The organism is Corynebacterium sp. HMSC055A01 (assembly GCF_001809405.1).
Classification (GTDB): domain Bacteria; phylum Actinomycetota; class Actinomycetes; order Mycobacteriales; family Mycobacteriaceae; genus Corynebacterium; species Corynebacterium hesseae.
Window position 1 is genome coordinate 128,614 of the sequence record NZ_KV797553.1, and the last position, 16,057, is coordinate 144,670.

Annotated in this window: 18 protein-coding genes and 1 tRNA gene; 12 read left to right on the plus strand and 7 right to left on the minus strand. The window is 59.5% G+C overall.

Translation table 11 applies throughout. The annotated features are described in order from the left end of the window. Nucleotides 1–54: 54 nt before the first annotated feature. The 11 genes from ruvX (at nt 55) to nusB (ending at nt 8,759) form a co-directional block, all read left to right on the plus strand. Nucleotides 55–603 carry a Holliday junction resolvase RuvX gene (gene ruvX, locus HMPREF2604_RS03615; RefSeq protein WP_070563044.1) on the plus strand — a complete coding sequence of 183 codons (549 nt, stop codon included), beginning with the start codon at nt 55–57 and terminating at the stop codon, nt 601–603. Nucleotides 604–625: 22 nt separating this feature from the next. Next, nucleotides 626–1,816: an endolytic transglycosylase MltG gene (gene mltG, locus HMPREF2604_RS03620; RefSeq protein WP_070563047.1), complete on the plus strand. Its 1,191-nt coding sequence runs from the start codon at nt 626–628 to the stop codon at nt 1,814–1,816. 4 nt (nt 1,817–1,820) lie between these two features. Next, nucleotides 1,821–2,627, plus strand: a complete 807-nt coding sequence (locus HMPREF2604_RS03625) for a shikimate dehydrogenase (protein WP_070563050.1) — start codon at nt 1,821–1,823, stop codon at nt 2,625–2,627. A 56-nt stretch (nt 2,628–2,683) separates the two neighbouring features. Continuing rightward, on the plus strand, nt 2,684–3,076 hold the full coding sequence (locus tag HMPREF2604_RS03630) for a prepilin peptidase (protein WP_070563053.1): 393 nt from the start codon (nt 2,684–2,686) through the stop codon (nt 3,074–3,076). Nucleotides 3,077–3,127: 51 nt separating this feature from the next. Further along, complete coding sequence (gene aroC / locus HMPREF2604_RS03635) at nt 3,128–4,339, plus strand: chorismate synthase (RefSeq protein ID WP_070563056.1); 1,212 nt, start codon at nt 3,128–3,130, stop codon at nt 4,337–4,339. Continuing rightward, nucleotides 4,336–4,845, plus strand: coding sequence for a shikimate kinase (locus HMPREF2604_RS03640; RefSeq protein WP_070563294.1), 510 nt, complete (start codon nt 4,336–4,338; stop codon nt 4,843–4,845). Before aroC ends, HMPREF2604_RS03640 begins: the two co-directional genes overlap by 4 nt. Nucleotides 4,846–4,920: 75 nt before the next feature. After that, complete coding sequence (gene aroB, locus HMPREF2604_RS03645) at nt 4,921–5,991, plus strand: 3-dehydroquinate synthase (RefSeq protein WP_070563297.1); 1,071 nt, start codon at nt 4,921–4,923, stop codon at nt 5,989–5,991. 18 nt (nt 5,992–6,009) lie between these two features. Then, nucleotides 6,010–6,435, plus strand: coding sequence for a type II 3-dehydroquinate dehydratase (gene aroQ, locus HMPREF2604_RS03650; RefSeq protein ID WP_070529866.1), 426 nt, complete (start codon nt 6,010–6,012; stop codon nt 6,433–6,435). A gap of 42 nt (nt 6,436–6,477) precedes the next feature. After that, the gene (locus HMPREF2604_RS03655; protein WP_070563300.1) at nt 6,478–7,569 is read left to right on the plus strand and encodes a M24 family metallopeptidase; all 1,092 of its coding nucleotides are present in this window, start codon (nt 6,478–6,480) and stop codon (nt 7,567–7,569) included. A 94-nt stretch (nt 7,570–7,663) separates the two neighbouring features. Next, on the plus strand, nt 7,664–8,227 hold the full coding sequence (gene efp / locus HMPREF2604_RS03660; RefSeq protein WP_070522210.1) for an elongation factor P: 564 nt from the start codon (nt 7,664–7,666) through the stop codon (nt 8,225–8,227). Nucleotide 8,228: 1 nt separating this feature from the next. Continuing rightward, nucleotides 8,229–8,759: a transcription antitermination factor NusB gene (gene nusB, locus HMPREF2604_RS03665; protein WP_070522213.1), complete on the plus strand. Its 531-nt coding sequence runs from the start codon at nt 8,229–8,231 to the stop codon at nt 8,757–8,759. 111 nt (nt 8,760–8,870) lie between these two features. Here nusB and HMPREF2604_RS03670 read toward each other — a convergent pair whose 3' ends face one another. The 6 genes from HMPREF2604_RS03670 to HMPREF2604_RS03695 all read right to left on the minus strand — a co-directional run bounded on the left by HMPREF2604_RS03670 (nt 8,871) and on the right by HMPREF2604_RS03695 (nt 12,834). After that, nucleotides 8,871–9,635, minus strand: coding sequence for an amino acid ABC transporter ATP-binding protein (locus tag HMPREF2604_RS03670; RefSeq protein WP_070522216.1), 765 nt, complete (start codon nt 9,633–9,635; stop codon nt 8,871–8,873). Further along, on the minus strand, nt 9,635–10,588 hold the full coding sequence (locus HMPREF2604_RS03675) for an amino acid ABC transporter permease (RefSeq protein WP_070563303.1): 954 nt from the start codon (nt 10,586–10,588) through the stop codon (nt 9,635–9,637). The genes HMPREF2604_RS03670 and HMPREF2604_RS03675 overlap by 1 nt, the downstream gene beginning before the upstream one ends. After that, a complete protein-coding gene (locus HMPREF2604_RS03680) occupies nt 10,581–11,462 on the minus strand; it encodes an ABC transporter substrate-binding protein (protein WP_070563306.1) in 882 nt (293 codons plus the stop codon). The genes HMPREF2604_RS03675 and HMPREF2604_RS03680 overlap by 8 nt, the downstream gene beginning before the upstream one ends. A gap of 3 nt (nt 11,463–11,465) precedes the next feature. Continuing rightward, a complete protein-coding gene (locus HMPREF2604_RS03685; protein ID WP_070563069.1) occupies nt 11,466–12,281 on the minus strand; it encodes a DUF368 domain-containing protein in 816 nt (271 codons plus the stop codon). A 136-nt stretch (nt 12,282–12,417) separates the two neighbouring features. Beyond that, nucleotides 12,418–12,693 carry a hypothetical protein gene (locus HMPREF2604_RS03690; RefSeq protein WP_070529889.1) on the minus strand — a complete coding sequence of 92 codons (276 nt, stop codon included), beginning with the start codon at nt 12,691–12,693 and terminating at the stop codon, nt 12,418–12,420. Nucleotides 12,694–12,760: 67 nt separating this feature from the next. Further along, nucleotides 12,761–12,834: transfer RNA gene (locus HMPREF2604_RS03695), tRNA-Leu, on the minus strand. Nucleotides 12,835–12,925: 91 nt separating this feature from the next. Between HMPREF2604_RS03695 and polA the strand changes: the two genes are divergently transcribed. After that, nucleotides 12,926–15,577: a DNA polymerase I gene (gene polA / locus HMPREF2604_RS03700; protein WP_070563309.1), complete on the plus strand. Its 2,652-nt coding sequence runs from the start codon at nt 12,926–12,928 to the stop codon at nt 15,575–15,577. Nucleotides 15,578–15,580: 3 nt separating this feature from the next. Here polA and HMPREF2604_RS03705 read toward each other — a convergent pair whose 3' ends face one another. After that, nucleotides 15,581–16,051: an RDD family protein gene (locus tag HMPREF2604_RS03705; RefSeq protein ID WP_070563312.1), complete on the minus strand. Its 471-nt coding sequence runs from the start codon at nt 16,049–16,051 to the stop codon at nt 15,581–15,583. Between the last annotated feature and the right edge of the window lie 6 nt (nt 16,052–16,057).

The following is a 16,057-nucleotide window of genomic DNA, read 5'->3' on the forward strand; positions in this document are numbered from 1 at the left end:
ACGCGCCCTAGTTGGCTGCAGTTGTAGCTGACTCGCAGAATCAGGAGGAGCACGATGGCCGTAGAACCCGACAAACCAGTCGCGGACGATCCCGGCCCGGGGCGCCGTTTGGGCCTCGACGTCGGTACTGTCCGCATCGGCGTGGCCGTCTCTGACCGGGACGCGCGCTTGGCCATGCCGGTCGAAACCGTCCGGCGTGAGACCGGGTTTAAAGACCGCGATCAGGGTGATATCGACCGCCTGCTTGAGCTGATTTACGAGTATGACGTGGTTGAGGTAGCCGTTGGTTTGCCGCGCGATCTCAAGGGCAATGGTTCATCAAGTGTTAAACATGCCAAGGAAATCGCGTTTCGTATCCGCCGCCGCTTGGCAAAAGATGACAGGATGAAAGAACCTCCGCCCGTGCGTATGGTGGATGAACGCCTTACTACCGTGGTCGCCTCCTCCGCATTGCGGGCCTCTGGCGTATCAGAGAAGCGAGGTCGCTCGGTGATTGACCAAGCAGCCGCGGTGGAAATTTTGCAATCCTGGCTGGATGCGCGCCATTTCGCGTTGAACGGCCACAGCCCTTCAAACGTAGGAGACGAAGTACGTGAGCCGTAAACCTTCACGCATCGGACGCTCGATGGAACCCCAATATGTCAAGCGCCGTCAGCGCGGCATGGCCGTGCTCATTGCGAGCTTGGTCCTGATCATCGGTGGACTTGGCTACATTGGTTTCCGCCTGTTGGGAGGGGGCAGCACCTTGGACTATGAGGGGCAGGGCAATGGAGTAACCCAGCTTGTTCAGGTTCCGGAGGGCTCGTCGATGAGCGAGCTGGCACCTGAATTGGCGGAGAAGAACGTGGTGAAGACGCCCGAAGCTTTCTCTTCTGCGGCCAACTCGAATCCGCGCGCGAGCCAAATCAAGCCTGGATTCTACCGCCTTCAGGAGGAGATGAGCGCGAAGTCTGCCGTCGAAGCGCTGCTTGATGAAGGCAACATGGTTGACCTCCTCGACGTGCAGGGCGGAGCTACGCTTCTCGACGTCAACGTGGTCGGCGGTGATGTCCGCTACGGTATTTACTCGCTGATTTCTCAGGTCTCCTGCAAGGAGGGCGAATGCGTATCCGCCGAGGAGCTGGAGAAGATCGCGGCCACGGTGGATCCTGCTGAGCTGGGTGCGCCGGAGTGGGCATTGGAGGAAATTCGTGCCCGCGGTGAGGACCCCAAGCGTATTGAGGGCCTTATCGCTCCGGGCCAGTACGTCCTCGATCCGAACATGGACGCTAAGGAGATTCTGACGGATCTCATCACACGTTCGACGAAGAAGTACAACGACACCAATATCGTTGACCGCGCCCAGGCAATTGGCCTCAAGCCCTACGAGCTTCTTACTGCGGCTTCGCTGGTGGAGCGCGAGTCCCCGGCCGGTGAGTTCGACAAGGTCGCCCGTGTAATCCTCAACCGCCTTGATGAGCCGATGCGCCTCGAGCTGGACTCCACGGTCAACTATGGCCTCGAGGATGTTGAGCTGGCCACCACCGATGAGGATCGCCACCGCGAGACTCCTTGGAATACCTACGCGAAGGATGGTCTCCCAGATTCACCGATTGCCTCTCCTTCGGAGGAAGCTATCGGGGCCATGGAGAACCCCGCGGAGGGCAACTGGCTCTTCTTCGTCACCGTCGACGACAAGGGCACCACGGTGTTTACCGATAATTACGACGAGCACCTCGCCAACGTCGATGACGCTGTTCGCTCCGGCATCCTTGACAGCCAGCGCGAAGGCGCTGGCGAGCCGCCGGCCGGCGAGCCACCGGCTGAGGAGCAGTAACCTGATGCCCCGCGCCGCAGTTCTGGGCAGCCCTGTCGCTCATTCCTTGTCCCCGGTCCTCCATAACGCAGGCTATGAAGCTGTGAATTTGGAGGATTGGGACTACACCAAGATTGAGGTGACGGACCTAGCTGCCTTCCTCGCCGATGCGGGGGAGGAGTACCGCGGCTTTTCGGTCACCATGCCGCTCAAGTTCGACGCACTCGCCTGCGCGAACATCGTCAGCGAACGCGCCGAGCTCATCGGCTCCGCGAATACCCTGGTGCGCACCGAAGACGGGTGGCGTGCGGATAACACGGATACTGAGGGAGTTCTGGGCGCGCTCGACGAGCTGCTTGGAACGTCCCAACCGTCGACGGCACTGCTCATCGGAGCAGGTGGAACCGCACGGCCTGTCCTGTGGGGCCTAGCCCAGCGCGGTGTGCAGGACGTTACGGTGCTCAATCGCTCCGACCGCCTCGCCGAGCTGCGCCCGCTGGCTGATGACCTTGGCCTCACCCTCCACGCGGCAACGTTCAGCGATGATCTCGCGGGGCTTGCGCGTTCGGTAGATCTCGTGGTCTCCACCGTTCCCTCCGCCGCCGTGGAAGAGCACCTAACGCAGCTGGCCAAAGCTCCGGTATTTGACGTTATCTATGATCCGTGGCCAACTCCGTTGACCGTTTATGCCGCTGCCGACGGCTACCCGACAGTCGGCGGGCACGTCATGTTGGCCAACCAGGCCTATTCGCAATTCGAGCAGTTTACAGGGCACACCGCTCCACGGGCAGAGATGCTGGCTGCATTAAACAAGGCGCTCAAGCTATCCTGATCGGTTCCCCAAACCACCGCGTGCGCCTTGTCTTTCCGCGCGGTAGGCTGCGGGCTATGGGGGACGTGCTTTTCTTGGCGTGGGGGTGCGCCTTAATTGTTTATGACCTGCGTTTTAAGCGCTTGCCTAATTATCTGACGCTGCCAGCCGCGGCTTTATCGTTGTGCTGGTTCAGTTTGGCGGGCCTGCTCTGGATAGGGCTCTACGTGCTCGTGGCCTGGTTTAGCCGTGCCGGAAGCGTGGGCGGGGGCGACCTCAAGCTAGCTCTGCCTCTGGGAATGGTGACCGCCCACGCAGCGGGCCTACCAGGGGTTGCGTTGGCGATGATGGGGGCGGCGCTCAGCACCGTGTTGTGGGGAATCATCACGCGGGATAGGGCGCCTGCGCATGGTCCCGGGATGCTGTTTGCTGCGGCTCTCGTCGTGTTCTTTAGCCCCAACACGGTGTGATAGTTGGCCTAGTGACCACGAAAGAAGCCCTGGCATGCGATAATAGTCCGCATGCTTCGTTGGACTACCGCAGGTGAATCTCACGGTCAAGCGCTCATTGCACTCATTGAGCACATGCCCGCCGGGGTTCCCGTTTCCCAAGACGACATCGCTCTCCAGCTCTCTCGCCGCCGCCTTGGCTATGGACGTGGCGCGCGCATGAAGTTTGAGGCTGATGACCTCACCCTGCTCAGCGGCATCCGCCACGGCTTGACCCTGGGCAGTCCTATCGCCATCATGATCGGCAACACTGAGTGGCCAAAGTGGACCACCATCATGTCGCCCGATGCCTTGGATCCGGAGGATCCGGAGTCCGCTAAAGCTATGGCTTCCGGTCGCGGCGCCCCGCTGACCCGCCCGCGCCCCGGCCACGCTGATTTTGCTGGCATGGTGAAGTTTGATCACTCGGAGGCGCGCCCCATCTTGGAGCGCTCTTCCGCGCGTGAGACCGCCGCCCGCGTGGCCGCAGCCACCGTCGCACGCAATTTCCTCCGTGAAACATTGGGCGTCGAAGTGCTCTCCCACGTGATCTCGATTGGCGCCTCCGATCCCTACGAAGGCCCGTCGCCCAGCTTTGCAGAAATCGAAGCTATCGATGCTTCTCCAGTTCGGGCCTGCGATAAGGCCGCAGAGGAATCTATGATCTCAGAAATTGAAACCGCTAAGAAGCAAGGCGATACCCTTGGCGGCATCGTTGAGGTCATCGTGGAGGGCTTGCCAATTGGCTTGGGCTCGCACACGTCAGGGGAGGACCGTCTCGACGCACAGCTCGCCGCTGCCTTGATGGGCATTCAGGCCATCAAGGGCGTTGAAGTCGGTGATGGTTTTGCTGAGGCCCGCCGTCGTGGAAGCGAGGCTCATGATGAGATGGTCCGAACCGATCGCGGCGTGGATCGAGAAACTAACCGGGCGGGCGGTCTAGAAGGTGGAATGACTAACGGCCAGACGCTGCGCTTGCGCGCGGCGATGAAGCCGATTTCCACCGTTCCGCGCGCCTTGAAGACGGTGGATATGGCCACAGGTGGAGCGGCGACCGCCATCCATCAGCGCTCCGATGTGTGTGCGGTTCCGGCTGCTGGTGTTGTCGCAGAAGCAATGGTGGCGTTGGTCCTTGCGCGCGCCGTGTTGGAAAAGTTTGGTGGAGATAGCCTCGCTGAGACTAAGCGGAATATCGCCTCCTACCAGGACTATGTGGCAAGCCGCCTGGATTGGGGTGAAGCATGAGCTCCCCACACGTCGTCTTAGTTGGGCCTCCCGGCTCTGGAAAGACCACGATTGGTCGCCGCTTGTCACGGGCGCTGAACTGTGACGTTGTTGATTCTGATGATCTGATCGAGGCCCGCTACGGCAAGGCCTGCGGTGAGGTGTTTTCTGAACTGGGTGAGCCGGCATTCCGTGAGGTAGAAGCAGAAGCTGTGCGCGAGGCACTGTCCACCACTGGGGTCGTGAGCCTCGGCGGCGGAGCAGTGCTGACCGAATCCACACGTGCCTTGCTTGATAACCTGACCGTCGTATTCCTCGATGTCACGCCGGAAGAAGGCGTAAGCCGCACGTTGGGTGATGCGAACCGCCCCGTGTTGGAATCTGCAGATCCATTGGCGCACTATACCCAGCTTTTGGAGGCGCGCCGCCCCCTTTACTCGGAGGTAGCTGATTTGAAGGTGCGCACTGGTGTGCGCTCCCCGCAACAGGTAGTGGGCGATATTCTGAGTTTCCTTGAAACCCTCTAAATCGCCGGCTGATTTGCTTTAACCTCATGATGAAGCCGCACAATCACCGCTAGCCCAGCCAAAGGAGCACTACTCATGCACACTATTCCGGTTAAAGGACCTTCACCTTATGAAGTCACAATTGGCACTGGTCTGAGCACAGAAGTCATTGGGCGCGTGGCGGACATTGGAGCGGCTAAGGTGGCGGTCATTCACCAGCCGCCGCTCGCGCAGGCTGCCGGTGACCTCGCCGAGCAAGCCCGTGCACAGGGAATAGAGGCAACTCTGGTCGAAGTGCCCGATGCAGAGGCAGCTAAGCAGCTCGATGTACTTGCCCGGCTTTGGGATACCTTCGGGGAGGCTGGTTTCAGCCGCCGGGACGCCGTTATTGGTCTCGGCGGCGGTGCCGTGACCGACTTGGCAGGCTTTGCCGCAGCGACGTGGATGCGCGGCATCCCAGTAATCCAGGCACCGACCACACTGCTCGCGATGGTGGACGCGGCCGTCGGCGGAAAGACAGGTATTAACACTGCCGCAGGCAAGAACCTTGTTGGGGCTTTCCACGAGCCGGACTCAGTCTTTGTCGATCTGGACCACCTGCGCACCCTACCTGCCGACGAAATCGTCGCCGGTTCTGCGGAGATCATCAAAACTGGCTTCATCCATGATCCGCGCATCATCGAGCATTACCTTGCGGATCCTGCCGCTTGCCTGGAGCCCGACGGCCTGCTGCCCGAGCTCATCCAGCGTTCCATCGCGGTCAAGGCGCACGTGGTGGGCCAGGACTTAAAGGAATCGGGGCTGCGCGAAACCCTCAATTACGGCCACACCTTCGGCCACGCCGTAGAGCGCCGCGAAAACTACACCTGGCGCCACGGCCGCGCGGTAGCAGTGGGCATGATGTTCATCGCCTACTTGTCCCACGCACGCGGGCTTATCGACGCCAACCTTGTAGCCACCCACCGCGACATTCTCACCCGAATTGGGTTGCCCACAACCTATGAGCAGGGCCATTTCGAACAGCTGCTGGATGGCATGCGCCATGACAAGAAGAACCGCGGTGGCCACATCCGTTTTGTGGCCCTCACGGGAATCGGGGAAACCACGCGCTTGGAAGATGCTACCGTCGACGAGCTACGAGCAGCCTATGCGCAGCTCGCCTCATAAAAGCTTAAGGAGTTTGCCATGACCATTCTCGTTCTCAACGGCCCGAACCTCAACCGTCTGGGCAAGCGTCAACCAGAAATCTATGGCAGCGAAACCCTAGAGGACATCGAGCGTCGCGTCCGCGCAGCGGCGGGGGAGGAAGAGATCGTCTTCTTCCAGTCCAACCACGAGGGCGAGCTCATCGAGCAGGTGCATCGTGCCGCCGACGAAGGCTGGCCCGTCATCATCAATCCGGGTGGGTTTACGCATACGTCGGTGGCACTGCGCGATGCCCTAGCGGAAGTAGCCGATGGTGCAGGTTTCGTTGAGGTACACCTATCTAATGTGCACGCGCGGGAAGCATTCCGTCAGCACTCCTACCTGAGCCCGATAGCACGCGGTGTCATCGCTGGGCTTGGCTCTTATGGATATGTCGCGGCACTGGGGTACTTCCTCGCAAATTAGCTATCATGGAGTATCGCTTGAAATGAATGGAGTGGTTCTCATATGGCATTAGCCGATACTCGTTATAGCAACCGCCGCCGCAAGCTCATGACCGAGCTCTCTGGTCAGCGCGTCGACGCGATCATCGTCACCCATTTGACGCACGTGCGCTACCTTACCGGCTTCTCCGGTTCGAATGGTGGTCTATTGTTGCGCAAGGACCTCTCCGCGCTCATGGCTACGGACGGCCGCTACACCACACAAATTGCTGAAGAGGTCCCGGATATCGAAGCCAGCCTCGGTCGCGATGTGGGCCCGCACCTGCTGGGGCAGGTTTCTGAGGACCTTCGCGTTGGCTATGAAGCCGACTATGTCACCGTTTCACAACTTGAGCGGCTGGAGAAAGCAAAACCGGAGGGCGTTACTCTGGTGCCTGTCACCGGCGTAGTAGAGAAGATTCGCCTCGTCAAGGACAATGTCGAGCTTCAAAAACTCGAAGAAATCGCAGCTTTGGCAAACCAGGCGCTGACCGAACTCGTCGAGGCCGGGGAAGTAGCCGCTGGACGCACGGAGCGCCAGGTGGCCGCCGACCTTGAATACCGGATGCGCATGCTTGGCTCGGAACGCGTGAGCTTCGACACCATCGTGGCCTCCGGCGAGAACTCTGCAAAGCCCCACCATGGTGCGGATGACCGCGAACTGCGCAAGGGCGATTTGGTAACGATTGACTTCGGCGCTCACCTCCGCGGCTTTAACTCAGACTGCACCCGTACCTTCGTCATCGGTGAGGTTTCTGATTTCGCCCGCGAAATCTATGACATTGTCCTGCGCGCCCAGGAAGCGGGTGTCAAGGCAGCGGTGCCAGGTGCCAAGCTTCTCGACGTCGACGCGGCCTGCCGCGACATTATTGCCGATGCTGGCTATGGTGACTACTTCGTTCACTCCACCGGCCACGGCATTGGTCTCGACGTGCATGAAGGGCCTTATGCGGCCACAACCGGAAAGGGTACGTTGGCTGAGGGCATGACCCTGACCATTGAGCCCGGCATCTACGTCCCAGGCAAGGGAGGAGTGCGCATCGAGGACAGCCTCATTATCACTTCAGGGGCCCCGAAGATCATCACGGCTTACCCGAAGGACCTTCAGGTGCTGTAGCTAGCACCCCTTGGCGCCGTACTTGATGCGCGTACGGTATGCTTAGACACTGTTTTCATAGTTTCGACTACAAGTTATTTGGGAGAGTCATTTCATGGCAGATACCACTGATTTCAAGAACGGCCTCGTTCTGAAGATCGACAACAAGCTGCAGCAGATTGTTGAGTTCCAGCACGTCAAGCCCGGCAAGGGCCCGGCATTCGTGCGCACCAAGCTCAAGGACGTGGTCTCTGGCAAGGTGACCGACAAGACCTTTAACGCTGGTGTGAAGGTGGAGACCGCCAACGTCGACCGCCGCGACATGACCTACCTGTACAACGATGGCCAGAACTACGTGGTCATGGATGATAAGACTTTTGAGCAGTTCGAGCTTCCGTTTGATAAGTTCGGCGACGCTGGCAAGTTCCTGCTGGAGAACATGCGCGTTCAGGTGTCCTTCCATGACGGTGAGGCTTTGTTCGGCGAGCTGCCGATCTCCGTTGACCTGAAGGTGGAGCACACCGAACCGGGCCTGCAGGGTGACCGCTCCAATGGTGGCACCAAGCCGGCAACGCTCGAGACCGGTGCCGAGATTCAGGTTCCGCTGTTCATTGAGATCGGAAACGTTCTCAAGATTGATACCCGTACCGGCGAGTACCTCTCTCGCGTCAACAACTAAGATGACCCAACCAGAGCCAAACTATAAGCGCCACACGGCGCGCTACCGAGCACGTCGCCGCGCCGCGGATATTCTTTTCGAAGCTGAATCTCGCGACGTCGATCCGGTAGCCATCGTTGAGGACCGCGTAGAGCTGGCCCGCGACCCTGAAAACGGCGTGGCGCCGGTCGCGGACTATACCCGTGAAATCGTCAGCGGAGCTGCCGAAGAACTGGATGACATCGATGACGCGATCGCCCGCTACCTCTCCAGCGAGTGGTCGCTCGAGCGCATCCCGGCTGTCGATCGTGCGATCATGCGCGTAGCGGTATGGGAAATCCTCTTTAACGCGGACGTTCCTAACGCTACCGCGCTCGTCGAAGGCGTGGAGCTTGCCTCGGAATACTCCAATGACAAGGCAGCACCTTATATCCACGCTGTGTTGGATGACGTCATCCAGGCCCAGTCTGCGGATAGCCCAATGGAATCGGCTTCTGCCGAGGAATCTGAAGAGCCCACAGTGACTGGTGAAGCGGAAGGGGACGCCGAGTAGCGTCTGTGCCTTTCGTGGAAGCCCTAAACTCCGGCCACTAATCCTTTGCGGATTGGCCGGAGTTTTGTCGTGGATGAGTTGATAGGGCAGTTGGTTCCTTGGCTAGGTGCGCTAGAGCAGCGAAGAGAGGAAATCCTTGGTGCGCTGGTGCTGCGGATTGTCCAAGACTTGCTCGGGGGTGCCCGTTTCAATGACGCTGCCGCCGTCCATGAAGACGATGTTGTCGGCGACTTCACGTGCAAAGCCCATCTCGTGAGTAACGACGAGCATGGTCATGCCATCGGCGGCAAGCTCCTTCATAACGCGGAGGACTTCGCCGACCAGCTCGGGGTCGAGGGCGGAGGTGGGTTCGTCGAAAAGCATCAGCTTTGGATCCATGGCCACAGAGCGGGCAATGGCGACGCGCTGCTGCTGACCACCGGAAAGCTGCACCGGGTACGCATCTGCCTTGTGCGCGAGGCCCACCTTTTCCAGCAGTTCCATCGCTTTCTTCTTTGCCTGTTCTGGATTCTGCTTTTTCACCTGGACGGGGGCCTCGATGATGTTCTCCAGGACTGTGCGGTGGCTGAACAGATTGAACTGTTGGAACACCATGCCGATGTCTTGGCGTTGAGCGGCGGCTTCCTTTTCGGAGATTTCATAGAGCACGCCGTTGCGTTCACGGAATCCGATGAGTTCGCCGTCGACGTAGAGGCGGCCGGCCGTGACCTTCTCTAGGTGATTGCAGCAGCGAAGGAAGGTTGATTTTCCGGAACCGGAGGGGCCCAGTAGGCAGGTGACCTCGCCGGGCATGACGGTGAGATCGATGCCCTTGAGAACCTCGAGCTGACCGAAGGATTTATACACATTCTGTGCAGAGATCATTGGGGTGGTCATTAGTTCTTTACCTCCGGGATGACAGACACGTTGCGGGGAATGGTTCCTTCAGCATCCGCCAGCGCAGCCAGCTGGCGGCCGGTGAGCTCGCGGGTGGCGCCACGTTCGAAGCGGCGCTCCAAGAAGTACTGGCCCACCATAAGAAGCGAGGTGATGGCCAGATACCACGTCGCCGCCACCATGAGTAGCGGGATGGGCTCGAAAAGTGCGGCGGAAATATCCGTGGCGCGGCCGAAAATCTCTGCGGTGTAGGGAATTGCCACCACAAGGGAAGACGTCTTCAGCAAGGAAATGAACTCATTACCGGTCGGCGGGATGATGATGCGCATGGCCTGCGGGAGAACCGTGCGGCGCATGGTCATCCACCAGCCCATGCCCAGGGCCTTGCTGGCTTCTTTCTGGCCCTCGGGAACCGAGGAGATTCCGGAGCGGACGATTTCCGCCATGTAGGCGGCTTCGTTCAGGCCCAAACCGAGCACGGAGAGCAGGAATGCATTGGTGAGTACCTCCGTGAGAGAAATCTCCGTAAACCCGAGGTTGATGGATTGGTAGAGAGCGGATAGCAGGCCCCAGAAGACGAGCTGCACGTAGATCGGGGTTCCTCGGAATAGCCACAGGAAGATCCAGGACACACCGCCGAGCACGGGGTTGGGGGACATACGCATCACGGCGAGAGCGGCGCCGCCCACGACGCCGATGATCATCGCCAGAATCGTAATCGCGATGGTATGCAGCGCGGCGGTGGCGATGCGTGTGTCGAAGAGGTACTGGAAGTAGGTGCCCCATCCGAAGGCCTCGTTGCGTGCCGAAGAGATGACGAACCACACAGCAAGGAGCACGAGGAGGGCGGCGAAGACCCATCGCCACGGGTGGCGAAGTGGCCGGGCTTCGATCTTTGGTGGGGTAGCCGAAGCCGCAGAATCCGATGCTGCTGGGAGAGAGGAATTAGTCATTGATCGGCCTTTCATTAATCATTGCGTGTTCGACGAGTCCCTCGGTAACGCCCCATTTTTCGAGGATTTCTGCGTAGGTCCCGGTGTCAATAAGGTGCTGGAGCGCGGCCGCCACGGCAGGTCCGAGCTCGGAGTCCTTAGGTACGGCAAACCCATAGGGAGCGGCGTCAAACATTTCGCCGACCATGGACATACGCCCGCCCGAGCGGTTGACCGCCCACGCAGAGACTGGTGAGTCCGCCGAAAGCGCGTCCGCGCGGCCCATGAGTACCGCAAGGGCGGCGTTGTCACTCGTGTCATAGGGAAGGATGGTCAGGTCCCCATCGCAGGCTTCTTGCTTCGGACGTAAGTCGTCCGTCTCGGACACGGTGGTGCGTTGCACCGCGACGGTGAGGCCACAGGGATTCGATGGATCAACCTTGTTGGGGCCGTCGGTGAGCTCCGCCCACTGAATGCCGGCGTAGAGGATATCGACGAAATCGAAGTTCTCACGGCGCTCATCGGTATCGGTAACCCCAGACCCGCCGAGATCAATCTGCCCGGACTGGACTGCCGGCAAAATCATGGAAAAGTCCTGCTCCACCGGCTGGAATTTGAGGCCCATCACTTGAGCGACTGCATTGGCCAAGTCCATTTCAAGACCGATGAGTGAACCATCGGAATCCTTGAACTCGAAAGGCGCAAACGGTGGGTTTGTGCCTACGGTGAGGACCCCATCTGCGTCCTGGTACATCGCGGCGATCTCGGGTACTTCGTCCACGTTAGGCTCTGACCAGCCTTCTGGCAGCGCCGGCTCCTCGTTGGTGACGCAACCGGAGAGGGCAACAGAGGCCAGCGCCCCGACGGCGCCCACGACGGCCTTCTTCTTATTCATGCTTTAACTCTCTTGATAACTTGCGGCTTTGCGCCTATCCACGACGATGAAAATGGCGACGATAATGCCGCCGAGCGCGAACATGAGCAGGATAAGCGGTGTGGAAGCATCCTGGTCCGCGCCCCACGGCCACAATGCGCGAAGTGAGCCCAGCATAAAGCCGGCCATGGCGGCGAGGGTCGGATCGCGGTGGGTATCGAGTAGGTAATTCAAAATCTTGACGAACGCGGCAAGGCCGCACACCGCGCCGAGGGCGAAGACGCCTACGACGGTCATGTTCCGGTCAGAGACCGCGCCGATGACCGGCTGGTAGAGGCCCATTGTCAGCAAGATGAGTGAGCCCGAAACGCCTGGGAGAACGAGCGCGCAGACGGCCACCATGGCCGCCAAGAACACCACAATCAGGCTGGGGTCTTCGACGGGAGTTGAAGTAAAGCCGGTAACGAAGAAGATCGCGACGGTAGCGATGATGAATGCAGCGATGGACGCGGGGGTAAACCGCGACATCATGCTAATTGGAACGATGATGGACACGGCGACCATGCCGAGGAACAATGCGCGGGACAAGGACACTTGCCCTTCCACAAAGTTGTGGAGCAACGTGGAAAAACCGAAGACGGCAAGGAACATGCCGGCGGCGACTGAGACGAGGAAGCCCCATTCAACCTTTTTGAAACGGCCGGAAATGAGATCATTGGCGTTGTGCAAAGCGCGTTCATAGATGCCTACGATGAGCGCGACGGTGCCTCCGGAAATTCCGGGGACCAGCTCGGCCATGCCAATGAGGGCGCCGCGAATGGCGTTAAGAATATAGTGCATAAACCGAAAGTAACGTTGACAGTCTCCTCGGTGGGGATGCCGTGCCGAGGGAGAGGAATGAGCAGATGACTCCTTATTCTCTCATTGTGCGACGTGCTTATGCAAACTATTCAGACCATAGAAGGTTATACGTTGACTACATCGGCAAGCGCTTTGCTACTTCGCCATAGATTGAGCCCAAGATGGCGAAGGCGGCGAGTCCTACGAGACCGTCGAGAAGCACGGTGTAGAAGGTATTCAACTGCGGGTCATCGGAGGAGGCTGCGGACTTGCGCAGCTCCTGGTAATAAGAGGAGCCTTCCACCTTGGAAGAAACTTCCTTGTCGGTGCTGGATTCCGCAGCGGTAGCAACAGTGGTACCGCCCAGAGTAAGGGCGGCTGCGGTGCTCAAGGCAATGATCGTGCGACGCATGATGACGGGTTCCTTTCGGTTGAAAACACTAATACCCCACAACATTCTCTGTTGCGGGGTGGAATTGTGCCCCTGGTGAGACTCGAACTCACACTACACGGGTTTTGAATCCGTTGCCTCTGCCAATTGGGCTACAGGGGCGCACAAGCAACGATACTAGCGCAGCTGACCAATGGGAACCTAATTGCCTGCCTAAGGGCAGCGTCGGTGCTGATTGGCGCAACACGTTAGGATGGGCCGGGTGACTACTTCTCAGCCCCGACTCTTGCTCATCGACGGCCACTCCATGGCCTTCCGCGCATTTTATGCACTGCCCGCGGAGAACTTTTCTACCTCGGGCGGGCAGCATACGAATGCGGTCTACGGATTCCTTTCCATGCTGGCGAATATCTTGGCGGAGGAGAAGCCGGACTTCGTCGCGGTAGCCTTCGACGTGGGCCGCAAGACCTTCCGCACGGAGATGTTCCCCGACTACAAGGCACAGCGCGAAGCCGCCCCGGAAGAGTTCCGGGGGCAGGTTGAGCTCATCCGTGAGGTTTTGGAGACGCTGGGAATCACTACGCTGTCGCGCGAGAACTTCGAGGCCGATGACATCGTGGCTACGTTGTCCACGCAGGCGGGCGCGGACTATGAGACCTTCCTGGTCACCGGTGACCGCGACTATTTGCAGCTTGTCGACGACTCCACGACCGTCCTCTATCCCATGCGCGGGGTGTCCAAGCTGCATCGCTTTACTCCAGAGGCAGTGGAGGAGAAGTACGGTCTGAGCCCGCAGCAGTACCCAGACTTCGCGGCCCTGCGTGGTGACCCCTCCGATAACTTGCCCTCCGTGCCAAAGGTGGGGGAGAAGACCGCCACGAAATGGATTACCCAGTATGGCTCCCTCGATAGCCTTATCGAGCATGCCGAGGAGATCAAGGGAGTGGCGGGCCAGAACTTCCGCGACCGCATCGAACAGGTCAAGCTCAACCGACAGCTCACTCAAATGGTGACGGATATGGACCTGGAGGTGGGCCCTGCGGATCTGGAGTTTAAGGGAGCAGTCGCTAGCGAGGTCGCGGCTCGCTTCGACGAGCTGGAATTCGGCACCAACCTGCGCGAGCGGGTCCTCAACGCCGTCCCGCACGACGCCGCCGCGGAAGCCGCTGCGGCTGAGGAAACCCCGGACGTGACGGTGACCGTGGTGGACACACCGCTGGCTGAATGGCTCGAGGGTAAGGAAGACGTAGCAGTCTTCGTACAAGGTGATGGGACCCCGGGCGCGGGTGATGCTGCAGCACTGGCACTGGTCGATTCCTCCTTTGAGGGGCGCCAGATTGAGTTAGCAGATCTCGATGCTAAGGACGACGCCGCGCTGGCCGCGTGGCTGTCATCAGACGCGCCGAAATACCTACACGAGGCAAAGGCCGCCTGGCACATGCTGGCCGGCCGGGGGATTAAACTGCGCGGAATTGCACACGACACCGCCCTTGCCGCTTACCTCTTGCGTCCGGGTCAGCGCACGTATGCGTTGACGGACGTGTACCAGCGCCACCTACAGAAGTCCCTCGGCGCGGCCACGGAGCAGCTCTCCATCCTTGATGAGAACCCTCTGGTGGATCAGGCTGCTGCCATTATGGAGTTAGCGGCAGAACTAACGCGTCAACTCCAGGAGATTGACTCCTTCGAGCTCTATACCGACCTGGAGTTGCCGCTGGTCAACATCCTTGCCCGCATGGAGGCCGCCGGTATTGCAGTCGACAGGGATGTCTTAGAAACTCAGCGCGATGCTTTCATTGAGCAGGTCAATGAACAGGAACGCGCCGCCCGCGAGCTGGCCGGTGATGATTCTCTCAACCTGAATTCCCCGAAGCAGCTGCAGTCGGTGCTCTTCGATACCTTTGACATGCCGAAGACGAAGAAGACCAAGACCGGCTATTCCACCGCGGCTAAGGAAATTGAGCAGCTTGCTGCAACTCATCCGCACCCCTTCTTGGATCACCTGCTGGCCCACCGCGAGTATCAGAAGATGAAGACAACGCTGGAAGGTCTCATTAAGACCATTCAGCCGGATGGCCGCATCCACACCACGTTTAACCAAACGGTGACTTCGACGGGCCGTCTGTCTTCGACGGAACCGAACCTGCAGAATATTCCGGTGCGCACTGAGGCAGGACGCCAGATCCGTTCGGCTTTTGTGGTCGGCGAAGGCTTTGAGTCCTTGATTACGGCCGACTACTCCCAGATTGAGATGCGTGTCATGGCGCATCTCTCCGCAGACCCCGGGCTCATCGAGGCCTACCGCGAAGGCGAGGACCTGCATAACTACGTCGGATCCAAGGTTTTCGATGTACCGGTGGATGAGGTCACCTCGGAGCTGCGCCGCCGAGTCAAGGCTATGTCCTATGGCTTGGTCTATGGACTTTCCGCTTTTGGCCTATCGCAGCAGTTGGGTATCCCAGCGCGTGAGGCTAAGGAGATTATGGAGAGCTACTTTGAGCGTTTCGGCGGCGTGAAGCGCTACCTCGACGAGGTGGTGGCGCAGGCCCGAAAGGATGGCTATACCTCCACGGTCTTCGGGCGCCGCCGCTACCTACCGGAGCTGAACTCCGATAATCGTGTTGCCCGTGAAAATGCGGAGCGAGCAGCTTTGAACGCACCCATCCAGGGGACCGCAGCAGACATCATCAAGGTTGCCATGATCCGCGTGGATAAGGCCCTTGAAGGCATGGCCTCGCGCGTGCTGCTCCAGGTCCACGATGAGCTTGTCGTGGAGGTGGCTCCCGGGGAGGCAGAAGACGTACAGCGCATCCTAGAGCGCGAAATGGACAAGGCTATCGAGTTGACTGTTCCGCTCGAGGTGTCCGTTGGCGTGGGCAAGAACTGGGATGCCGCAGCGCACTAGAGGTTAGGTCAAGCCCACCGCGCGCTCGTCCTCGGTGGGCGTGCGGCGCTCGACCAAACACCCGGCGAGTAGGTCGAAGGGGGTTTGGCCCAGCACAAGGACGCTGAGGCCAAGGATGGCCAAGATGGTTGCCTCAACATAGGGGAGCCCTGTCAGTGCAACAAGAGTAAGGAGTAGCCAGCTGTTGCGAATTGCTGCGCTGGCGATTCCGGGATGCTCAGCAATGACTTCTAGCTTCAACGACCACTTGCCCAGAGAAGTGTGCTTAATTGACTCCGCCCACACCCGGTAGACGTAGAAGACGAGGGCGAGCGCGATGATGTCGTAGATAGCTCCTGCTCTGCCGCTCAATACTCCGTCGGTGCTGAGGTTGATTGCCCATTTGATCACCACGATGACAGCGGCGGCAAGGAAGGCGTCAATCCACCAGGCCACCGTGCGGCGCAGAAAAATCCCGAGGCGTTCTAAAAGCATGGCTGC

Coding starts and splice junctions, on each gene's coding strand:
- aroQ (WP_070529866.1), top strand. CDS start 6,010: ATGACCATTCTCGTTCTCAACGGCCCGAACCTCAACCGTCTGGGCAAG.
- HMPREF2604_RS03640 (WP_070563294.1), top strand. CDS start 4,336: ATGAGCTCCCCACACGTCGTCTTAGTTGGGCCTCCCGGCTCTGGAAAG.
- polA (WP_070563309.1), top strand. CDS start 12,926: ATGGGCCGGGTGACTACTTCTCAGCCCCGACTCTTGCTCATCGACGGC.
- HMPREF2604_RS03690 (WP_070529889.1), bottom strand. CDS start 12,693: ATGCGTCGCACGATCATTGCCTTGAGCACCGCAGCCGCCCTTACTCTG.
- HMPREF2604_RS03670 (WP_070522216.1), bottom strand. CDS start 9,635: ATGACCACCCCAATGATCTCTGCACAGAATGTGTATAAATCCTTCGGT.
- HMPREF2604_RS03625 (WP_070563050.1), top strand. CDS start 1,821: ATGCCCCGCGCCGCAGTTCTGGGCAGCCCTGTCGCTCATTCCTTGTCC.
- mltG (WP_070563047.1), top strand. CDS start 626: ATGGAACCCCAATATGTCAAGCGCCGTCAGCGCGGCATGGCCGTGCTC.
- HMPREF2604_RS03675 (WP_070563303.1), bottom strand. CDS start 10,588: ATGACTAATTCCTCTCTCCCAGCAGCATCGGATTCTGCGGCTTCGGCT.
- aroB (WP_070563297.1), top strand. CDS start 4,921: ATGCACACTATTCCGGTTAAAGGACCTTCACCTTATGAAGTCACAATT.
- efp (WP_070522210.1), top strand. CDS start 7,664: ATGGCAGATACCACTGATTTCAAGAACGGCCTCGTTCTGAAGATCGAC.
- aroC (WP_070563056.1), top strand. CDS start 3,128: ATGCTTCGTTGGACTACCGCAGGTGAATCTCACGGTCAAGCGCTCATT.
- HMPREF2604_RS03680 (WP_070563306.1), bottom strand. CDS start 11,462: ATGAATAAGAAGAAGGCCGTCGTGGGCGCCGTCGGGGCGCTGGCCTCT.
- HMPREF2604_RS03705 (WP_070563312.1), bottom strand. CDS start 16,051: ATGCTTTTAGAACGCCTCGGGATTTTTCTGCGCCGCACGGTGGCCTGG.
- ruvX (WP_070563044.1), top strand. CDS start 55: ATGGCCGTAGAACCCGACAAACCAGTCGCGGACGATCCCGGCCCGGGG.
- nusB (WP_070522213.1), top strand. CDS start 8,229: ATGACCCAACCAGAGCCAAACTATAAGCGCCACACGGCGCGCTACCGA.
- HMPREF2604_RS03630 (WP_070563053.1), top strand. CDS start 2,684: ATGGGGGACGTGCTTTTCTTGGCGTGGGGGTGCGCCTTAATTGTTTAT.
- HMPREF2604_RS03655 (WP_070563300.1), top strand. CDS start 6,478: ATGGCATTAGCCGATACTCGTTATAGCAACCGCCGCCGCAAGCTCATG.
- HMPREF2604_RS03685 (WP_070563069.1), bottom strand. CDS start 12,281: ATGCACTATATTCTTAACGCCATTCGCGGCGCCCTCATTGGCATGGCC.